Source organism: Salipaludibacillus sp. CUR1 (assembly GCF_021028955.1).
Lineage (GTDB): Bacteria > Bacillota > Bacilli > Bacillales > Salisediminibacteriaceae > Salipaludibacillus.
This window is the reverse complement of record NZ_JAIWPE010000031.1, coordinates 40,985-58,833: the sequence shown is the minus strand read 5'-3', so window position 1 is coordinate 58,833 and position 17,849 is coordinate 40,985. Positions and strand designations below refer to the sequence as shown.

Here is a 17,849-nt window from a genome sequence, read left to right as displayed (position 1 = left end):
AAATAGAGAGAGATAAACGGTTGGCGGTCAATTAAGAGGCCTCTTTAGAGGCTAAGTTGGTAAAGTGCCCTTATAGGGCGAAATTAAAACCGCCCGTTTTACGGGCGGATACTTACTTTTTTTCAAAAAAGGGGGCGGTGTATAAGAAAACTGACTATGCTGCAAATGAAAATACTAGAATTTTTACCCGGACACTCAAATGTAAAGGCTTTCGTAGTATAATAGAGAAGATTCAAAAAATTGAAGGAGTGTCAACCGAATGGAAAATCTTCGCAGAAGTATGTATGAATTAGTTGTGGAAACATCGACCAACTTGCCTCATGACGTCAGAAGGGCTATTCAGAAAGCTAAAGAAAAAGAGAATGAGGGGACTCGGGCAGCACTCTCGCTTGCTACTATAACGGATAACATTGAAATGGCGGATACAAACGTCTCTCCAATCTGCCAGGATACAGGGATGCTTACTTTCGAAGTGAAAGTTCCCGTCAATGTAAATCAGGTTGAAATGAAAAAAGACATTCATGAAGCAGTCAGACTGGCAACAAAAGACGGCAAGTTGCGGCCAAACTCTGTTGATTCTCTTACAGGTGAAAACAGTGGAGACAACATTGGGCCTGGAACACCAATTATTCACTTTGAACAATGGGAAAAAGACTACATAGATATCCGCCTGATTATGAAAGGCGGAGGGTGTGAAAATAAAAATATTCAATACAGCCTGCCGGCAGAAATTGAAGGGCTGGGCCGAGCCGGACGTGACTTGGACGGCATAAGAAAATGTATTCTTCACTCTGTTTACCAGGCGCAGGGCCAGGGATGCAGCGCAGGGTTTTTAGGAGTGGGCATAGGCGGCGACCGCATTTCCAGTTATCAGCTTGCAAAAGAGCAGCTTTTCAGAGATGTGAATGATCTTAATGGAAATGAAAGACTTGCCGAACTGGAAGAATATATTATGGAAAAAGCTAACACTTTGGGGATTGGAACGATGGGTTTCGGCGGAGAAGCGACTCTTCTCGGCTGTAAAATCGGATCTTCTAATCGTCTTCCAGCCAGTTTTTTCGTATCTGTCGCTTATAACTGCTGGGCGTTCAGGCGTCTTGGCGTACAGCTGAATGCTGAAACAGGAGCGATCCAGTCCTGGCTTTACAAAGATGGTGAAAAAGTGACTTTCCAGCCTGAGGAAGCGCCGGAGTCTCAGGAGGATAAGAATGAAGCGAAAGAAGTTGTATTGGAAGCTCCTGTCACTGAAGAGCAAATTAGAGAATTAAAAGTAGGCGATGTCGTTATTATAAATGGAATGCTTCATACCGGCAGAGACGCTATCCACCACCATTTAATGGAAAATGAGGCGCCAATAGATTTGGACGGCCAAATTATTTACCACTGCGGACCTGTCATGCTGAAAGACAAAGCTGGAAACTGGTCTGTGAAAGCAGCCGGGCCTACGACAAGTATTCGCGAAGAGCCTTACCAGGGAGACATTATGAAAAAATTCGGGATAAGAGCAGTAATCGGTAAAGGCGGTATGGGACCAAAAACTCTTAAAGCGCTTGAGGAGCACGGAGGTGTTTACTTGAACGCTATAGGTGGAGCAGCCCAGTATTATGCTGACTGTATAAAAAGTGTTGAAGGAGTCGACCTCATGGAATTTGGCATCCCTGAAGCGATGTGGCACTTAAAGGTTGAAGGTTTTGCAGCGATCGTGACCATGGATGCCCATGGAAACAGCCTTCACAAAGATGTAGATAAAACATCACTAGAGCGTCTTTCCCAGTATAGAGATAAAGTATTTGTTTAATACTCACACAAGGATTCGCCGAGACAGGCGGGTCCTTTTATTTTTTGGTTATTAATGCAAGTGTTACAATAGGTTTTTAGTAAAAAATGTATTTTTAACCTTGTTTTGCCTGATTATCTCGGGTAATCTTTTAACAAGAGGTAAACAGGGGAGGGGATGAACAATCAATGAAGAAGATCATGCTTTATGCCGTTCCAGCAGGGTTGCTTATTGTCATAGCGCTGATTTACAGTGTTGTAGAGTTTCCTCAATTGGCCAGTTCCGAGGATAAGGAAGCAGCTGAAAATGCCGAAATGGAAAGTGACCGAGCGACAGAGGAAAATGAAATGGATAATGATAATAATTCAGGGGATCAGAAGAGTTCGAACGGGACAAGCTCTGAAAAGAATGAGGGGAGCGGGGCTGAACGTATATTCTTTATGTCCGATACTTATTTTTATATTGATCGGAGTGAACATAAGGATGCGATTAACTACAAAGAAGGAAAAAAAGAAGAAGCAAAGGAAATAATCGGTGAGCTTCATGAAATAATGAACAACCTTGTAGGATTCGGGAAAGTTGAAGTAATTAACTTTCACAGCTTAAGAAATGATAAGTATTTTGACACTGATGCTTTTCAGGACCGGTTATCTGCTCTTCAGGAAGATTTACTCGCAGAGTCGAGAGCTCTGTATGATATAAGAAATTTACAAAACTTTTATATGATGGGCTCCAGCTATGAAACAGAGGACAGGATGGCCCTCCGGTATGCCCACCGAATTATTCATGACCTTGATATATATGTTAATGGTGACGGGAAAAAAGACGAGCGGCGTATCTGGGGAGTCACTGAAGCTTATGGAAATGATAGTGACATCGATAAAATGTATGATTATATTAGAAATTATGGAGAGTAAACAGGTTTAACAATGCGGTTTTAAATAACCAAACTGTTAGCATGAACAGTAGGGCTGGACAAAAGAATAGTAATCATAAAGAACAGCCGGAACAAAATTTTCGAATTTGGTTCGGCTGTTCTTTTGAGAAAAGGAGTGATTTCAGTCCGCCAGGCGGACGCTTGCCCAGGGGCTTGCCTTCAGCTAAATTCAACTCAGCCCTGAAGCTTCGTTGAATTGGATCTTCAGACTGCGCTTAACCCCTGTGGCGTCGCCGCCTTCTGTCCTTCAATTAAAAAAGCTGAGGCTATTTAAAAATTGGTAAAACTAAAATAACCCACCTTCTAAAATATCTGATAAAGAATTTTGTTCGTTTTTTATAAACTTGTCTTTATTTATGTCTCAGTTCGTTTTTTTTGAGTGCTTCCAGGCAGATTTTTATTAATAGCCCTGTTACAAGAAAAAGATATAATTAGTTATGAATAAATGTTATCCGCTCTCGCTGATTTGTATGTATGAAAAAGTTATTTGTACAAAAAATAACTTTAAGTAAAAGAAAGCGAGGGCATCGTTCATGAAACAAGTGACTTTAACATTATTATTAGTGATTTGTGTAAGTTTATTTCCTCAAGGTGCAGCGAGTGCTGAAGCGTTAAGCAATAAAGAGCATAACTGGAGCTTTAACCCGGCACAAAATAACCAGCCGGCAACAACTGAACCGCTTTATGAGGAGTTAATTGAGAAATACGGCGGTCTTTATATCGGGGATACACGAGAAAAAGAGCTGTATTTAACATTCGACAACGGATACGAGAACGGATATACAGGCGAGATTTTAGATGTATTGAAAGAAAAAGAGGTTCCGGCAGCTTTTTTTGTTACAGGGCATTATTTAAAAGAAGAAACAGATCTCATTGACCGAATGGTGAATGAAGGGCATACGGTTGGAAACCACTCTTACCATCATCCGAGTCTGCCGGCAGTTTCAGACGAGCGACTGGAAAGGGAAATCCGGTCACTTGAAGAAGAATATGAAAAAGCGACAGGACGGACAGATATGATGTACCTTCGCCCGCCAAGAGGCACCTTTAGTGAGCGCACTCTCGCCAAAACAGCAGAAATGGGATATGTAAATGTGTTTTGGTCACTCGCATACAAAGACTGGGAAACAGACAAACAAAAAGGGGCTGATTACGCTTATGAAAAAATCATGAAAAGGGTACACCCGGGAGCTGTGATGCTGCTTCACAGTGTCTCCAGCGATAATGCCAAAGCTTTACCGAAAGTTATTGACGATTTAAAAGCTGAGGGCTACACATTTAAAAGCCTGGATGAGTGGCGGCTGAAGCAGGAAATATTATTTCAGTAAACTGGAAAGAGCTGGGGGGACAGACCCCCCAGCTCTTTCCAATTTTAATGCGCAAGGCTTAGTTCGCCTAACGCCTGAGCAATTGTTTCCAATGTTGAAACATCGGTGACGTCAAAAGCGATTGCTTCTTTGCTGCGTACGACCATAATTCCTACGGCTTCGTTTGAAGAATTTTTTAGTGGGAACTTTAATTCCCCGTTTGCTTCCCATTCAAGATGGTCTTCCAGATTAGATGCTGCCACAAGGCGCATTTCTTCCTGTCTCTCAAAGTAGTAAATTCCGACCCAGTCAATATAAGGCACATCCTCTTTTAATGATTCCGCAGTCGTTTGCAAAACCTCAGGAAGTTCTTTTCTCTTATATACTTTAGACATAATTTTCAAGGAAGCAATATCTGTAGCAATAGACATGTAAATCTCTCCTTACTGAATATCAAGTTCACTGCTATTTTAACAGACACAAAGGAGGGAGAGGCATTCCAAGTTAAGGAAACCTCTGAAATATGATATCATTTGAAGGGAAGAAAGGCGGTGTCCCAATGGATGAGAAGATTAGGCCTAGTGGTCCATACAATTTTAGCCAAGCATTAAAAAGGCTCTCAATGGACCCTTTATTACACATAGATATGATGAAGGAAGAAATCCGCATTCCCCTCTGGATAAAGGGTTATCCGGTGGTTGCTCATATGAAGCAGACCGGCACATTTGAAGAGCCGTGTTTTCATATAAAGTCAGGAACCCACTCTTCAGTGACTGCTGACGAGATCATTGACCAGCTGTCTCACCTTTTCCACTGGCATATTCCATTGGAGGAAATTGCTGATTTTTTCAGAGATAAAGAATTAAACCGGCTATTTGACCAGTTTCGCGGCACACCTTTTGTTTGCGACTTTCAACTTTACGGCTGTCTAATGAAACTCATTATTCATCAGCAATTAAACATGGCATTTGCTTTTACACTTTCATCACGATTTGTGAAAACATTCGGTTTTGAAGAAGACGGCGTATGGTTTTATCCGACACCTGACATTGTCAGCCGGCTTCATCCGGATCAACTGAAAGAATTACAGTTCAGCCAGCGAAAAGCCGAATATGTGATAGACACATCTAAACTTCTTGCAGAAGGGAACCTTAACTTGGAAGAAGTGGCTTTGATGCCGGATGAAGAGGTTATTAAATCGCTTGTAAAAATCCGCGGTATTGGCCCCTGGACAGCAGAAAATTTCCTTATGTTCGGATTAGGCCGGATGGATCTTTTTCCGGTCCAGGATATAGGCATTCAAAATGCCATGAAAAAGTATTACAATTGGGAAGCGAAACCCACACATGCGGTGATGCTTGAAAAGTCAAAGGAATGGAAACCATATAGAACATATGCAACCCTTTACTTGTGGGAAAGTATTGAAACATAAATTGAGGTGTAACGAGTGAAAGAACGGAAGAAGGCCGGCGGGCCGAAAACTGAACTGAAAATTAAAAAAGGCCAGCGTTTCCCTTTGACAATTAAACGAATGGGGATCGACGGCGAAGGAGTAGGGTTCTTTAAGCGACAGGTTGTGTTTGTTCCCGGCGCCTGGCCAGGGGAAGAAGTCGTTTGTGAAGCGGTGAAGGTCTCCCATAAATTCGCGACAGCTAAAATTGTAAAAGTGAGGCGGAAATCCGATGAACGGACGACCCCACCGTGCCCTGTCTATAATGAATGCGGCGGCTGCCAGCTTCAGCACGTGAGCTACAGCGCCCAGCTTCGTGAAAAAAAAGATGTCGTTCGCCAGGCATTCGAGAGGTATACGTCTATTAATCTTGAGAAAGTTGATTTCCAGGATACTATTGGAATGGATGACCCGTGGCACTACAGAAATAAAAGTCAGATGCAAACCGGACTGCACAACGGTAAGGTGATTGCCGGGCTTTACAGCACCAACAGCCATAAGCTGATTGACATACCGGAATGTATCGTCCAGCACCCGCAGACGAATAAGGTTACCCGAACAGTCAAACAAATCGTCCAGGATTTAAAAATCCCCGTTTATAATGAAAAAAAACATAAAGGATTTTTGCGTACAATCGTTACCAGGGCGGGATTCAAAACAGGTGAATGGCAGCTTGCTTTAGTTACAAAAGAAAAAGAATTCCCCCGGAAGGAATTATTTTTAGAGGAGCTGAAACGGAGGCTCCCGGATGTAACTTCAGTCATTCAAAATGTTAATCCGGAAAAAACATCGCTCGTTTTCGGTGACGAAACGTTCGTCCTTTACGGAAAAGAAAAACTTGAAGAAAAACTGGGCGACTTTACTTTTCATTTGTCTGCCAGGGCATTTTTCCAGCTGAATCCTGTTCAGACAGAAAAACTTTACGATGAAGTAAAGAAAGCCGCAAACTTAAGCGGAAAAGAGAATGTTGTGGACGCATACTGCGGTGTTGGCACGATCGGTCTCTGGGTAGCAGATAAAGCGAAAGAGCTCCGCGGAATGGATATTATTCAAGAGTCCATTGCCGATGCTCGTAAAAACGCTGCCAACCACGGAATTGATCATGCCACGTATGAAACGGGAAAAGCAGAAATGTGGCTTCCGAAATGGGAAAAGCAAGGGTGGAAAGCGGATGTGGTCATTGTAGATCCGCCTCGTACCGGACTTGACGCCTCACTCATCGACACGCTGCTCAGAACAAAGCCTGAACGGATTGTGTATGTCTCATGCAACCCATCAACGTTAGCGAAAAATGTGAAAGAACTCTCTAAAGGAGGCTATAAACTTAAAAGCCTTCAGCCTGTAGACATGTTTCCTCAAACGGCACAAGTTGAATGTGTCTCATGGTTAGTGAAAAAATAAAAAGTAGGAAAGTGTAAGACTTGAGGAGATAATACAAGAGTAGTCGAGATTGAAGAGTAATATGTAAACTATAATGGAACGACAAAAGGTGTCAGATCCTATAGTTAAGAAGGGTCTGACACTTTTTTAGTTTTAAAATGTGGAAAAGTGCCAGTACTCATAGCATTATTGGTTTATCAGTGTGGGGGCATATATAATCTTTCTACTTACTTCAATTTAATTCGGACCGGACGGATCTTCTTTTTATCCTGCGTATCATCTGTCTCCTGTGTATGAATGGTTTTTCGGTTTTCTTTTTTCAAAGCAGTTCGTTTCATTGAACTTGTTGCATTGTGCAGCATCTCCCCCATATCACGAACCGAATCAACTAATGGATCAACAGATTCCATTTTTCCTTTTACATCAACTGAAATTTTGTTGGCTTCATGTATTAGCTCCTCTGCCTCATCTGTAATGCTGTTTACAGATTCCCTGGCGTCTGATAGCGTCTTCTTTGTTTCAGCCAGTGTTGCCATTAGTTTTCTTAATGTCAAAACCAAAAATACGACGAGAAAAACAAATGCAACAGCTGCAATGCCTACACTCCACGCAATCATTGAGACCACCTCCCTTCTTCACTCAGTCTATGAGGGTGGAGGTTCGGACATTCCCTATCACAACACTTATTAGTATGAAAATGTTCACTTTTTCTACTCCATATCAACATTTACTGTGAATTACTTCTAAAAAAAGCTCCCAAGGGGGCTTTTTTTAGTTCCCTGTTACCTGCAAAAAACCTTTTATAACCGAGAGTGAAGCAGCTGTTCAAAGACTTTAGCTGCCGCAGCCTGATCGATATAAGTATAAATTGAAGAGTAATTATAAAAATGATATCCTGCACTGAAAGCCGCTTATAACTAAAAGTTCTGAGGTTTTCTTATAACATTCTGGCTTAGCTGCTGCTCGTGATTAAATGAAGGGGGGAATGTATGTGAATTCTGAGACTGGCTGGACAACCATTGAAGAAGTCAGAGGAACGGTGGACAATACATATAGCAGATGTCAATTAAGAACAAAGATTGAGCTGAAATCATGGTTATATCATTCAGAAAAATGTCATGAGGAAGGAGCTTATCCTTTACCTTTTATGGATTATGTTTCCCGTATGAGTGATAAAGATTATCTTGAACAAGTTAAGCTTGATGAGATTAACTGTGAAGATTTAGGGGGGAAAGGTCAAGTCATAGACTATTTAACAAAACGCATGAACAGGTAAGGGACTTTCTCTTATCTGCCTGAAAGAACCAGAGGAGAGGCTGGGACAAAAGAATAGTAATCATAAAGAAAGCCGAACAAATCTTATGATTTTTGTTCGGTTTTTCGCTTTTGTACTTAATAAAAAATTAACTCTGATAAATAGTAATGGCAGTGATATCAGTCCCCCAGGCGGATGCTTCCCGGGGCTTGTCTTCAGCTAAATTCAATGAGCTTATTTGAATAGGGTCTTCAGACCGCGCTCAATCCCTTGGGCGTCGCCGCCTTCTGTCCTTCAATCAAAAAGCAGAGGCTATTTAATATGTGGTAAAACTAAAAGTACCCATGTTATAAAATGTTTGAAAAGTATTTTTCGTCTCTTACAAACTTGTCTTTGGTTGTGTCCCGGCCCCTTTCTTTACTTTCGAATGACTCTGGTAAAGCAGTATAGCTATATCATAAGCGGTAAGGTAAGTTATTATAGCAGCTGGATTATTTTAAGACCTGCGCCTTATTATAAATTTATTCTAAATTTACTTTTATAGGGATTAAGAAGGGCGTGGAAAAAACAAAACGAGATAAAGCCTGAGATGCCAGGAATTAATCATGAGGGAAGATGATCCCAAAAAATTCCATCTGAATTTATTTTTATTACTTTCATGGTTCGAAATCCTCTTTTAGTGTTACAAATCTATTAAAAGAATAACTTAAAATTTTTTAAAAAGGAGGTTTAAGAAAAACTCGGTTTAAAGAGAAGGACAAGTTGGAATATGTAGTAATGTAACATCAAAATTTAAGGAGGTTTTCAAATTGGCTAACAATCAAAATCAAGGAAATATGAGCAGAGAAGAAGCAGGACGCAAAGGCGGAGAAGAAACCAGCAGAAAATACGATCAAGAGCATTTCGAAAAAATTGGTCAAAAAGGTGGCGAAACCACCAGCGAAAAATATGACCAGGAACATTTCGAAAACATCGGCCAAAAGGGCGGAGAAACAACAAGCAAAGGTCAAGGTCAAGGTAATAACTTCTATAAGGATATCGGCCAAAAAGGCGGAGAAGCTACCAGTGAAGAGCATGGCCAGGAGCACTATCAGAACATCGGCCAAAAAGGCGGAGAAACAACAAGCGAGAAATATGGCGAAGAGCATTATGAAAAAATTGGAAAAAAAGGCGGCCGTAACTCTGGAAATGGTTCAAGCAACTAATCATTACGACCGCATAAGACAATAAAACCGATAGTTTGTTCTGGCAAACAAACTACCACCATTATTATAACGGAGGTGCTTAGAGATGGCAAACGAACAATATAAAACTGGTGAAAAAGCGCCAGAGAGCGGAAACTATAAAGTTGACCAGCTTGTAAACGGCAACTCCAGTACGGATAATTCAGAAATTAATTTAAGTGAAGGTGACCAATTCCCGCCTTCTCCGGGAGAAAATGAGGCGGCCTATTGGGTAAAAGCTTAAGCTAAATAATTTATATAAACTGGTCCCCCTTTGAGGTTTATCAAGGGGGACTTTGATTTGTACCTGTCGCAAAAAACTCTGACAAGTGTGCCCGGAAAACTGTGAAGATACATATTTTTTAGCCGTTAATAAGTCGTGCGTCGTATCTTACACCCATTCTGGTTTTAGCGGCTGAACAAAAGATTAAGAATGTCCTTCAACGGTAACTAGTGTGCCAGCAGAGGCACAAAAAAGGAGAAAGCGGATTTCCGCTTTCTCCTTCTAAAATCTAATAGCTTTTATTAGTTGTTTCCTTCACCTTTAGAAATTTCGCTTATAATATTTCCTGCAGTTTGTTCAGCATTCTCTACGCCTAAGTCGCCGAGAGTGACAACACCTTTAACACTGTCGTTTTCCAGTACTAACAGTCTTTTAATACGGTGATCCTGCATAATCTTGGCAGCTTCCTCAACATCCATGTCCGGGTGGCCGGTGATGATGTTTTCGGTCATTATATCCTGAGCTTTCACATGTTCAGGAGAGCCTTTAGCTAATCCTTTAACTACAATATCTCTGTCTGTTACAACACCGGAACATTTATCGTTGTCTACTACCGGAATGAATCCGACATCTTCTTCTTTCATTTTTTTCGCCATAGTAGCCAGGTTATCGTAAGAGTTGCAGTACTCCACGTTTGCAGTCATATACTCTTTCAATTGTGCCATTCACAAATCACCCTTTCTTAAAAAGTGTATATTCTTCTTTTACCATACAGATAAGGAGTCAAACTGAAAATTGGTTAATATTACAAACATTTTTTCCGGGTTTCAATCAAGTTAACCTCATATAAAATAGGGGTTACAGATAAGTCAGCTGTAGTTTTTTATAAGATCCTCACACAGATAAAGTTTATATATTTACGAGAAACGTACCGAATGATTTTCTTACAATGAGAAAATTATCAGGTTGGATGGTATGATAGATTCAATCTCATTTTTTTAGCAGGTTTTGCTGAATTCCAGAACGGGAGTGTTAAACTTTTAACAGCCTGCAGGGAACAGAGCCAAAAAAGATAGAAATAATTAATACGGGTGAAAAGCAATGGAACATGTGAATACGAGAAAAGAAAAAGTACAGTTATTTTTAAAAATATTATGGCCAATCATGGTCACACAGGTTAGTTTGTTTGCGATGAATCTGGTAGATACGATGATGTCCGGAAGAGTGGGAACAGACGACCTGGCTGGGGTCGCAATTGGATCCAGTCTATGGATGCCTGTTTTTACTGGAATTAATGGCATCCTGTTAGCCGTCACCACGATCGTCGCCCATCTCGTCGGGAGCGGCAGAAGCGATAAAATTACTGAATCCGTTACCCAGGCGATGTATTTAGCTATGGTCCTTGCTTTTTTAGTCGTAATGGGCGGAGTGCTGTTTCTTCAGCCTCTCTTGTCGATAATGAATTTAACACCGGAGGTTAACCATATTTCATTCGGTTACTTAGTCGGATTAGCCTTTGGAATTATTCCTCTGTTCCTGGCAAGCGTGCTGAGGAATTTCTTTGACGGGCAGGGATTCACGCGCATCACGATGCTAATAATTATAGCTGCAGTGCCTTTTAATATACTTTTAAACTATGGTTTTATTTTCGGTAACTTTGGTCTTCCGGCTCTTGGGGGGATCGGGGCCGGCTATGCGACAGCAGCCACGTACTGGATCATCCTCTTCTTCAGCGCCTGGATGACTTTTAAGGTACCGGCGATCAGGCATTTCCGTCTTTTTATGACATGGATGAAACCATCATGGGTTAAATGGAAGGAACAGTTGTCTATAGGTATACCAATCGGCCTGTCAATCTTTTTTGAGTCGAGCATCTTTTCAGTTGTGACGTTACTCATGGGGGTTATGTTTACAACGGTAACGATTGCAGCCCACCAGATCGCCCTGAGCTTTACCTCTCTGATTTTTATGATTCCATTAAGCATCTCCATGGCATTGACCATTGTAGTCGGTTTTTCTGTAGGGGGAGGGAGACTGCAGTCTGCTAAACAATACGGCCGCCTGGGGGTATTAGGGGGAATCGGATTTTTGGCAGTCGGTGCGGTTTTTCTCTACTTCTTCCGGGAGCAAATTGCATATTTGTATACTGAAGACCGTGATGTGGTTATTATGGCAGGGCACTTCTTCATCATTGCCATTGTCTATCAGCTGTCCGATGCCGCCCAATCCGGCCTCCAAGGGGTGCTGAGGGGATATAAAGACGTGAAAGTTCCCTTTATAACCGCCTTTACTTCTTACTGGGTAATTGGCATACCCGCAGGCTATTATTTAGCCGCATTTACTGCACTAGGCCCATTCGGACTTTGGGTGGGGATCACTTTAGGTCTGACCTGTGCGGCCATCGGATTCTTCGTCCGGCTGCAAATTATTCAGCGGCGTATTGAGTTGCAGAGTAACAGGTAGGTGTCTGCCTGTTACTTTTTTGCTATATGAACTTTTAATTTTTTACCTTTAACGGTTCTGTTTTTCATCTCCTGCAAAACTGCCGGGCCTTTTCCGTTCAGAATATCAATATAGGTCATACGCTCCTGAATGTTTATTATGCCAATATCGTCCGCTGAAATGCCCTGAATAGTTGTAAGGGTGCCAACGAAATCGACAGGTCTCAGCTTCTTTTGCTTCCCGCCGTTAAAATACAGTTTAGTGATGTTTTCGTTCAGCTGAGCACTCTTGTCTTTTTTGAGGGGCGCCTGTTTACTCATTTTTGCATTAAATGCTTGTGTATGTTTAGTCACTTCTGCTTCAGAAGGAGGGCAGGCTGTATTTATAGATAAGCCTGTAAAACGTTCGATTTCATCGATCGCAGGGGCTTCTTCAGCCGTAAATAAAGTGACCGCTTTACCTGTTTTACCAGCGCGGCCGGTGCGTCCTGTGCGGTGCACATAGCTCTCTGTTTCATAAGGCATGTCATAATTAATGACAAGGGAAATGTCCTCTATATCGATTCCTCTGGCTGCCACATTAGTGGCAATTAAGTAGCGGAATTCGCCCCGCTTAAACTCATTCATTACAGAGAAACGGTCTCCCTGAGTCATACCGCCGTGGATTTTCTGGCATGAATACCCGGATTGATCCAAAAAGCTCAGCACGTCATCCACTTTTTCCTGAGTGTTGCAGAAAATAATGCAGCTGTCAGGGTTTTCAACAATTGAGATTTTTTTTAACACAGCCAGTTTATTTTCATAAGTTACTTCGATAAACGAATGGTCAATATGCTTGGTTTCACTCGTTTCTGTTACCTTGATTTCAACAGGATTGTTCATATATTTCCGGGTAAGCTCTTCAACATCTTCTGGGATTGTTGCTGAATAAAGGGATGTTACTCTGTTTTCAGGCAATTCTTTTATAATTGATTCCACCTGGTCAATAAATCCCATGTTAAGCATTTCGTCCGCTTCATCAATCACTGTGAATTTTATATTGTCAAGAAGGAGAGTCCCTTTCAGGATATGGTCATAAACTCTTCCCGGCGTCCCGATGACGACATGTGTTTTTTGCTTTAGTTCCAGCTGTTGCTTTTTGAACGGCTGTTGTCCGATAAGAGCCGCAGCCTTGATACGTTTAAACCTGCCGATATTTGTGATGTCTTCTTTTATTTGAACAGCAAGTTCCCGGGTAGGTGTGAGAATCAGCGCCTGTGGCTTATTTTCGTCCCATTCCGCCAGTTCGCAGACAGGTATGCCGAAAGAGGCTGTTTTTCCGCTGCCAGTTTGAGATTTGACTACAAGATCTTTCTTTTCCAGAGCGGAAGGGATGACTTTTTCCTGAACCTCGGTAGGATGAAGATAATTTAAATCTTCCAGTGCCCGTTTAATCTCTTCACTTAATCCAAATTTATTAAAAGTATCTGTATTCATTTTAACCCTCATTTTATTTTAAATTTTGTTATTTATTATTTCCGAAGCAGGTTTCAAATCATTTACTCTTTTTGAACATGCTGTTAAAAACTTTATGAAAAAACCTGCTCGTTAAATTTACCAGTAATAGTGATATAAAGAAAGCTAATTTATGAGTGGAGCATTTTTGTAAAGAATGTAGGGAATTTGTTTTTTAAAGAGAGAGTCAGATAATAATTATTCAAAGTTACTGATAGAAGAGGTAAATTCGCCGATTGATTTTGTTTTTCGCTGATTGAATCATATTTTCGCTGATAGAAATCATTTTTCGCCGATTGGACCTCCATTTTCGCCGATAGAGACGATATTCCGCTGATTAAATTCAATTTTAACTGATTGAACAGCTCCTGTTCTGAAATCACTGCCCTTATTCTTTATAAAAGTTCATCTTTTTTAAGTATAAAAGCGAAAAACCGAACAAATATACGGCAAATTTGTCCGGCTTCCTTTAATAATTCATATTCTTTTCCCAGCCTCAAGGTTTAATCGTCTAATTTTTCGAGAGGCTTAGTTGCAGGCCCTTCAATAACCGATCCGTCTGGTTCAAATCGTGAACCGTGGCAAGGACAGTCCCAGGATCTTTCGGCATTGTTCCAAGCAAGGTCGCATCCCATATGAGTACAGGTCGGTTTCACAAGGTTCAGGTTGCCATCCAGGTCTTTGTAGGCTCCGGCTTTTTCTTTATCAGCCTGGACTAAGGCCCCTTCTCCACGGCCAAGTTCGTCAAGTTCAGCGTCTTTTCGGTTAAACTTGCCTTTGAAAAATTCTTTTCCTACCTTTGCATTTTCTTTTAATGCATTTTTTGTATCTTCTCCCGGATGAAATCTGTCCGGAGAGAACAGGTCAGCATACCGGTTCTCGTTACCGCTGATTAAGTCAGAAATTATTAGGGATGCCACCGTTCCATTTGTCATCCCCCATTTAGCGAACCCGGTTGCCATAAATATATTTGTATCTTTGTCATTGACAGGTCCAATATAAGGCATCATATCAAGCGTCATAATATCCTGGGAAGACCAGCGGTAAGGAACGTCTGAGACCCCGAAATGCTCTTCAGCATAAGAATACAGCTTGTTATAGCTCTCAAGCGGGTTATCGTGCTGGCCGGTTGGATGCCCTTCGCCTCCGATAATGAGAAGCTTTTCACCTTCTTCATTCATTGTGTACCTTATCGAACGTTTCGGTTCTTCCGCATTAATATACATCCCCTCAGGAATGTCAGTTGTTTTAACGGCAATTGAATAAGAACGTTCAATATGCTGCCTGGCAAAAAAACCTCGCTCAAAGTCTTTAAACGGATAATGAGTGGCCATAACCACATACTTCGAGGTGACAGAGTGGCCGCTTTCAGTGAGAACTTTTGGCTGCTCCCCTTTAATTATGTCGACTGCCCTTGTATTTTCAAAGATAGGGGTGTTGTTCTCTTTTAGATAAGCTACCAGGGGCAATAAGTATTTCACAGGATGGAAATGTGCCTGCGCGTTCATTTTAAGAGCAGAAGTTACAGGGAAGGGGAGCGGAATGCTGTCAGTGAGGCCTCCGTCTATCCCAAGTGTTTCATACGCTTTTGCCTCTTTCTGTAAGGTTTCATCCCCCTTATCAGTCGTGCTGTAAATATAAGCATCCTGACGGGAGAAGTCACAGGAAATATTATGTTCTTTAATGACACTTTCAATATATTTTAAAGCTTCCTCGTTCGCCTCATAGTACCGTTTAGCATTATCTTCGCCAAACGTATCAATAAAGTAATCATAGTTTACGCCGTGCTGGGATGTGATTTTAGCCGTCGTATGGCCTGTAGTTCCCTCGATGAGTCTGCCGGCTTCTATCATTACCACTTTATAGCCTTTTTTAACAAGAGAGTAAGCGGCGGTGATCCCGGTAATTCCTGAGCCAATAACGGTGACGTCTGCATTCATATTTTCAGAGAGGGCGGGAAAACTCTCCATTTCTAAATCTCTCCACAGCGATTTTGTGTCAGATTGAAAAGTATTCAATGTGTAGCCTCCTTTTTAAGTATGGCAGTATAATGCAAATCCTCAACAGACTAATGAAAAGCATTCGGATGCCTCCGCATTAACTGCTTCATATTTCCTTCATTTTAATCATAGAAAAGGGACTGAATAGGTAAATTCAGTCCCTTTCACTCCGTCTTCCCTTAAAGGAATAGTGAAAAAACTGAGGTAAGCTTAATCATTCTTTCCCTCAAAGTCATCAGGGTTCTTCTCGGAATTATCTTTATTTTTCTCTTTATCTGCTACTTCACGTTGAGGGTCTAAATCCCGCTTAGGGTCTTTTTCTTTGAACTTCTGCTCTGGTGAATCACTGTTGCCCTTTTCAGATTTCTTGTTGTCTGCCATATCTATCCCTCCTGCATGTGGTTTATTACTCCCATTCCTCCTAAAGCCGTTCAGTTAAACATCCTATGAGGGTGTTTTGTTACAGAATTATAAACCCCCGCGGCCCTCCTTATTATTTTTGACGGGGTATGCTGACCGCAATTGTCGAGCTTCTTTAACCAAGTGTGGGTCAGCAGATTAAATAAGTGGGACAGAAATATATAAAGCGCCTATCTGTTAAGTGACCTGTATTTTAAATTTCTTAATTCGTCAAAGTTTGTTTCAGCGACTCCGTATTTTTCAAAGGGATAAAATCTCACTTTTTTAGTTTCACAGAATTGGACGAGGGGCTCTTTTTTAAATGCGGATGGGTCCGTGAAGTCAGTCAGTTCTTTCATATTCCAGTCTGCTTCAGCTTCCTGTAAATCCCACGGCGTGTGGTAAATCGGCCCTTTATAAATATTGTTTCCTTTCAACGTCCATAAACAGTATCTCTCAACAAGCCATTCTGTTAGAGAACCTCTTTCAGCGTAATAACGTTTTTCAGACAGCGGGCGGTACTTTACTGATAAGCGTGCTTCCGGATAACCTCCGTGTGTCCGCCGGCTTTCAAAATACCGCCACTCTTTATTTTTTTCAAATGTCATATCCGCTTTAATATAAGGTAAAGAAAAGACTGTTCTGGCCCCCCGGACAGCTACGGGGCTGTCCGCATCCAGTGAGAAAAAATAAACTCCCGGCTCATCATTAAAATTAACGTATGTTCTTACATTCAGCTCAAGAAACGAACTGAAAGGGATTTGGCCGGGCATGCCTCTCGGGCCGTTTCCATTTGCTTCAAACAGCACAACGCTGACCCAGGCTTGCCCATCGTATGTTTCAATCTCAAATGGTGGAGGAACATAAGGTCTTAAAGCCTCGTAAGGCACAGGCCAGTGCATGAACAGCAAATTGTCCCAAACTTGTCTGGCAATCCAGGGCCATTTTCTTTTTCTCATTGCCGCTTCCTCCTAATAACTGTGTTTTCTGTTCTTTGCCCGTTTTTATCAGGTTAAAAACAGATTTTATCTTTTAGTGGCTTATCTTCTTAAGATATATTTAACAGAGGAAGAGATTAATAAAACGACTATGGACAGGAGGGAACAGCTTAGTGATACGTGTGAATGGTGTGCGGCTGAATGTGAAAATCTACGGGGAGGGAGAGCCGGTCATTCTATTGCACGGACTGGGAGGATCGTTAGAGGGAATGACTCCGCTTGCGAAGGGCCTTAAGGATAAATACAGAGTGATAGCTTACGATTGCCGCGGTCACGGGAGAAGCGAAAAGCCGGCGGTTTATTCACTTGAAGACCATACAAAGGATCTCATCGGACTGGTTAATTATTTAGGATATGAAAAAGTAAAAGCCGTTGGTTTTTCGATGGGAAGCTATATAACTATGAATGCCGCCGCTATCCACCCTCACCGGTTTGAAAAAATGGCTCTAATTGCTCCTAAAATAAAAGGGGACATGTCTTCGGTGGAAAAGCTGTTAAATGAACAAGGGCTGGACGCCCGCACAGCTTCTCCTTTACAACGGTACCTCGTCTTGAGAAAAGCAGCTTTTTCAGCAGACACCTCTTTTTTTAAAAAATTAAAGCTTATGCGTCTTGCCAGCTCTTCAAAATTAACCCGCCGTCAGTCGGCCGCTGCCGCAGAAGCTCTGCGGGGATTTGATTTAAGGCAGAAGCTTTCTGGCATTACTGTCAAAACACTTGTTTGTTCAGGGAAGCATGATGGAATAAACCCTGCTTCAGCCGGTAAAGAAACAGCAGCCATTTTACCGGAAGCTCAATTTGTTCTATTCAAAAACTCAGGGCACCATATCGTCATTGAAGAGGAAGAACGCTGTTTAAATATCATTGAGAAGTTTTTTGAAGAATAAGTCTTTACCTTTTAGCGTGGACAGTCCCTGATTAAACGTAAGGGCCTGAAGGGCTTAATAGGAGGGAGTTTCCGGCAG

At 41.6% G+C, this 17,849-nt stretch carries 17 protein-coding genes; 10 read left to right on the top strand and 7 right to left on the bottom strand.

Annotated elements, in window-relative coordinates:
* The first annotated feature begins 259 nt into the window (after positions 1–259).
* The 3 genes from K8O68_RS07505 to pdaA all read left to right on the top strand — a co-directional run bounded on the left by K8O68_RS07505 (position 260) and on the right by pdaA (position 4,042).
* On the top strand, positions 260–1,798 hold the full coding sequence (locus tag K8O68_RS07505; protein WP_230896300.1) for a fumarate hydratase: 1,539 nt from the start codon (positions 260–262) through the stop codon (positions 1,796–1,798).
* Between the two features lie 167 nt (positions 1,799–1,965).
* The gene (locus K8O68_RS07500; RefSeq protein WP_230896299.1) at positions 1,966–2,694 is read left to right on the top strand and encodes a hypothetical protein; all 729 of its coding nucleotides are present in this window, start codon (positions 1,966–1,968) and stop codon (positions 2,692–2,694) included.
* A 553-nt stretch (positions 2,695–3,247) separates the two neighbouring features.
* On the top strand, positions 3,248–4,042 hold the full coding sequence (gene pdaA, locus K8O68_RS07495; protein ID WP_230896298.1) for a delta-lactam-biosynthetic de-N-acetylase: 795 nt from the start codon (positions 3,248–3,250) through the stop codon (positions 4,040–4,042).
* A gap of 44 nt (positions 4,043–4,086) precedes the next feature.
* Here the strand turns inward: pdaA and K8O68_RS07490 are convergent, their stop codons facing one another.
* Positions 4,087–4,452 carry a GAF domain-containing protein gene (locus tag K8O68_RS07490; RefSeq protein WP_093049230.1) on the bottom strand — a complete coding sequence of 122 codons (366 nt, stop codon included), beginning with the start codon at positions 4,450–4,452 and terminating at the stop codon, positions 4,087–4,089.
* Positions 4,453–4,580: 128 nt separating this feature from the next.
* On the opposite strand from K8O68_RS07490, the gene K8O68_RS07485 reads away from it, so the two are divergent.
* The gene (locus K8O68_RS07485) at positions 4,581–5,453 is read left to right on the top strand and encodes a DNA-3-methyladenine glycosylase family protein (RefSeq protein ID WP_230896297.1); all 873 of its coding nucleotides are present in this window, start codon (positions 4,581–4,583) and stop codon (positions 5,451–5,453) included.
* A gap of 15 nt (positions 5,454–5,468) precedes the next feature.
* On the top strand, positions 5,469–6,872 hold the full coding sequence (rlmD, locus tag K8O68_RS07480; RefSeq protein ID WP_370640498.1) for a 23S rRNA (uracil(1939)-C(5))-methyltransferase RlmD: 1,404 nt from the start codon (positions 5,469–5,471) through the stop codon (positions 6,870–6,872).
* A gap of 206 nt (positions 6,873–7,078) precedes the next feature.
* Here rlmD and K8O68_RS07475 read toward each other — a convergent pair whose 3' ends face one another.
* Complete coding sequence (locus K8O68_RS07475; protein WP_230896296.1) at positions 7,079–7,468, bottom strand: DUF948 domain-containing protein; 390 nt, start codon at positions 7,466–7,468, stop codon at positions 7,079–7,081.
* Positions 7,469–7,842: 374 nt separating this feature from the next.
* Between K8O68_RS07475 and K8O68_RS07470 the strand changes: the two genes are divergently transcribed.
* From K8O68_RS07470 to K8O68_RS07460, 3 genes are all read left to right on the top strand, one after another.
* Positions 7,843–8,127 (top strand): hypothetical protein, encoded by a 285-nt coding sequence (locus tag K8O68_RS07470; protein WP_230896295.1) that lies wholly within the window; start codon positions 7,843–7,845, stop codon positions 8,125–8,127.
* Between the two features lie 788 nt (positions 8,128–8,915).
* The gene (locus K8O68_RS07465; RefSeq protein WP_304618979.1) at positions 8,916–9,311 is read left to right on the top strand and encodes a glucose starvation-inducible protein B; all 396 of its coding nucleotides are present in this window, start codon (positions 8,916–8,918) and stop codon (positions 9,309–9,311) included.
* A gap of 85 nt (positions 9,312–9,396) precedes the next feature.
* A complete protein-coding gene (locus K8O68_RS07460) occupies positions 9,397–9,573 on the top strand; it encodes a YjzC family protein (protein WP_093049246.1) in 177 nt (58 codons plus the stop codon).
* A gap of 281 nt (positions 9,574–9,854) precedes the next feature.
* On the opposite strand, the gene K8O68_RS07455 is transcribed toward K8O68_RS07460, so the two are convergent.
* A complete protein-coding gene (locus K8O68_RS07455; protein ID WP_230896294.1) occupies positions 9,855–10,277 on the bottom strand; it encodes a CBS domain-containing protein in 423 nt (140 codons plus the stop codon).
* 376 nt (positions 10,278–10,653) lie between these two features.
* Here K8O68_RS07455 and K8O68_RS07450 point away from each other — a divergent pair, with 376 nt between their 5' ends.
* Complete coding sequence (locus K8O68_RS07450; protein WP_230896293.1) at positions 10,654–12,015, top strand: MATE family efflux transporter; 1,362 nt, start codon at positions 10,654–10,656, stop codon at positions 12,013–12,015.
* 11 nt (positions 12,016–12,026) lie between these two features.
* Here K8O68_RS07450 and K8O68_RS07445 read toward each other — a convergent pair whose 3' ends face one another.
* From K8O68_RS07445 to K8O68_RS07430, 4 genes are all read right to left on the bottom strand, one after another.
* On the bottom strand, positions 12,027–13,469 hold the full coding sequence (locus K8O68_RS07445) for a DEAD/DEAH box helicase (RefSeq protein ID WP_230896292.1): 1,443 nt from the start codon (positions 13,467–13,469) through the stop codon (positions 12,027–12,029).
* A gap of 521 nt (positions 13,470–13,990) precedes the next feature.
* Positions 13,991–15,505, bottom strand: coding sequence for an FAD-dependent oxidoreductase (locus K8O68_RS07440; RefSeq protein WP_230896291.1), 1,515 nt, complete (start codon positions 15,503–15,505; stop codon positions 13,991–13,993).
* A gap of 192 nt (positions 15,506–15,697) precedes the next feature.
* Complete coding sequence (locus K8O68_RS07435) at positions 15,698–15,868, bottom strand: hypothetical protein (protein ID WP_230896290.1); 171 nt, start codon at positions 15,866–15,868, stop codon at positions 15,698–15,700.
* Positions 15,869–16,077: 209 nt separating this feature from the next.
* On the bottom strand, positions 16,078–16,845 hold the full coding sequence (locus K8O68_RS07430) for a YqjF family protein (RefSeq protein WP_230896289.1): 768 nt from the start codon (positions 16,843–16,845) through the stop codon (positions 16,078–16,080).
* Between the two features lie 152 nt (positions 16,846–16,997).
* On the opposite strand from K8O68_RS07430, the gene K8O68_RS07425 reads away from it, so the two are divergent.
* Positions 16,998–17,771, top strand: a complete 774-nt coding sequence (locus K8O68_RS07425) for an alpha/beta fold hydrolase (protein WP_230896288.1) — start codon at positions 16,998–17,000, stop codon at positions 17,769–17,771.
* The last annotated feature ends 78 nt before the right edge of the window (positions 17,772–17,849 follow it).